The organism is Photorhabdus sp. RM323S, from assembly GCF_042879375.1.
GTDB classification, from domain to species: domain Bacteria; phylum Pseudomonadota; class Gammaproteobacteria; order Enterobacterales; family Enterobacteriaceae; genus Photorhabdus; species Photorhabdus tasmaniensis.
On record NZ_JBHFKZ010000138.1, the window covers coordinates 1 to 1,727 of the forward strand.

The following is a 1,727-nucleotide window of genomic DNA, read 5'->3' on the forward strand; positions in this document are numbered from 1 at the left end:
CGCTTAACAAACATTATGTCGGCGCCGCCCACCAATGGGCGCTGCGCGGTTACCTCAACAACGGTGCGCGGCTGGCCGCCGGGTTGGGCTTCTTAGCCCGAGAGGCGCACTGGGCTGCGCCCACTGCTGTCAGCCTCAATGCTAGCGCCCACCGCCGCAGTCGCCGCCATCCGTGGCGGCTCCGGTGCCCAAATCTGCCTTAAATCGTCGTCGGTGAGTCCGCCAAGGTCAACAGCCCTGAAAGCAGGCCAGCAGGCTGGCCGCAGTTTATTCCCCCTGCCCCACCCCCGCTGCACTGGCTGCGCGCGGCTCGCACTACGCTTCGCTGCGTTGCTCGTCCCCGTGCTCGCCATCTCCGCCCCGTGCAGCCCCCAGGGGCTTCCCTGCTGAACAGCGTCACCTGCGGGCTTCGCCAGCCCGCACCCGGCCAACCCGCGTCAGCGGCGCAGGCAAGCTGCCCCGCCGCCACGGGTTATCGAGAAAACCCAGTTCGGGCAGAAAAAGCGGGGCGAAACCCGGCACTGACATCGGGGAAAAAGCGAGCTAAAATCGGCAAAGTGCACATCGGGGTTTTGGGTTCGCGGCGGTGAGTGCGGTGGGACGAAGTAGCTCTTTAACAGGTTGTTATTAAAGAAAAAATCCCGGTCAAAAAGTATGGTCGTGTCGGGGCAGTCCCTAAGATCCATTCGGGTTAGCAGCTTGTCCAACACAAAAATATGAAGTTAGTACATTCGATGATTTACAGAGACGTTCTAAGGTGGGTGATAAATTAGATATCCACCATGCGGCTCAAAAACATCCTGCGGGGCAAGTAATTACTGGTTATGATCCTAAAGTAGCTCCATCAATAGCTCTCCCTAGAGGAGAACATAAACTGATTCCTACAATGAAAGGACCGTATACGGGATCGGCTAGAGATTTATTGGCAAAAGATATTAGAGACTTGCGCAATTATACTAATGCTCCTCCTTCAGCAATAAAAGATTTGCACAATTTAAATAAAGAAATGTATCCAGAAGCCTTCACTAAAATAAGGTAATAATATGAATTCTCAACTATTTGTAGATATATTAAAGCTTGTAGTAAGAGATGCTGCTATCGAAGACACTATCTCAACACTTGAATCTCCCCCAGGTAGAAAACCACAAAGGGAACTAATTGAACTATCTGATTTTTATAATGAAAAATCGAAGGAAGAGAAAGAGATAATCAATAAAATAATAAGAATAGTAGCTGATAATACATTGTTCGGTATTCTTTGTGTTATTGATGGTGTACGTGCAATAGAAAATGATGAAAATAAAGGTGAGCTAATATTGACCTATAAAAAGGAAAGTATAGTTAACTTAAATAAAAATAGTAATCTGCACGATATATATAATGCTAGTTAATTAATAAAGCCGGAAGATCCCCGAGATCTTCCGGCTTTATTATGATCTACCTTGGTGCATATCCACAGTAAGCCAACGCAGATTGGAGCTTAGAGATCGCATCTTTGATCTGATACGCTTCCTCGTCATTCACCGCGCACGCCCGTATCTCTGACCAGTTCAGCCGCTTCACCAGTTGGGCCAAGGCCAGCGCCTCAATGTGGGTTAACTGAATATCCTGCAAATGTTCAATGGCTATCGTCATCTTATGCTCTCCCCTTAACCCACAAAACTACTCATCAGCGCCCGCATCTGCTGCTTAATCTCCCGCAGCTGGGCCTGTTGCCGCTGGTACTG

The 1,727-nt window shown here is 49.0% G+C and carries 4 protein-coding genes; 2 read left to right on the top strand and 2 right to left on the bottom strand.

Going from position 1 to position 1,727, the window contains the following annotated elements:
* Positions 1–92: 92 nt before the first annotated feature.
* Positions 93–296: a hypothetical protein gene (locus ACGF7G_RS22235; protein WP_166650301.1), complete on the bottom strand. Its 204-nt coding sequence runs from the start codon at positions 294–296 to the stop codon at positions 93–95.
* 461 nt (positions 297–757) lie between these two features.
* Here ACGF7G_RS22235 and ACGF7G_RS22240 point away from each other — a divergent pair, with 461 nt between their 5' ends.
* Both ACGF7G_RS22240 and ACGF7G_RS22245 read left to right on the top strand, forming a co-directional pair.
* The gene (locus tag ACGF7G_RS22240; RefSeq protein WP_082300805.1) at positions 758–1,039 is read left to right on the top strand and encodes a hypothetical protein; all 282 of its coding nucleotides are present in this window, start codon (positions 758–760) and stop codon (positions 1,037–1,039) included.
* Positions 1,040–1,043: 4 nt separating this feature from the next.
* Positions 1,044–1,391, top strand: coding sequence for a hypothetical protein (locus ACGF7G_RS22245; RefSeq protein WP_387468450.1), 348 nt, complete (start codon positions 1,044–1,046; stop codon positions 1,389–1,391).
* 46 nt (positions 1,392–1,437) lie between these two features.
* On the opposite strand, the gene ACGF7G_RS22250 is transcribed toward ACGF7G_RS22245, so the two are convergent.
* Complete coding sequence (locus tag ACGF7G_RS22250) at positions 1,438–1,635, bottom strand: hypothetical protein (protein WP_133816460.1); 198 nt, start codon at positions 1,633–1,635, stop codon at positions 1,438–1,440.
* Positions 1,636–1,727 lie beyond the last annotated feature (92 nt).

Bases quoted from the DNA above. Each gene is read 5' to 3' on its own strand.
- ACGF7G_RS22245 (WP_387468450.1), top strand. From the start codon at position 1,044: ATGAATTCTCAACTATTTGTAGATATATTAAAGCTTGTAGTAAGAGAT.
- ACGF7G_RS22250 (WP_133816460.1), bottom strand. From the start codon at position 1,635: ATGACGATAGCCATTGAACATTTGCAGGATATTCAGTTAACCCACATT.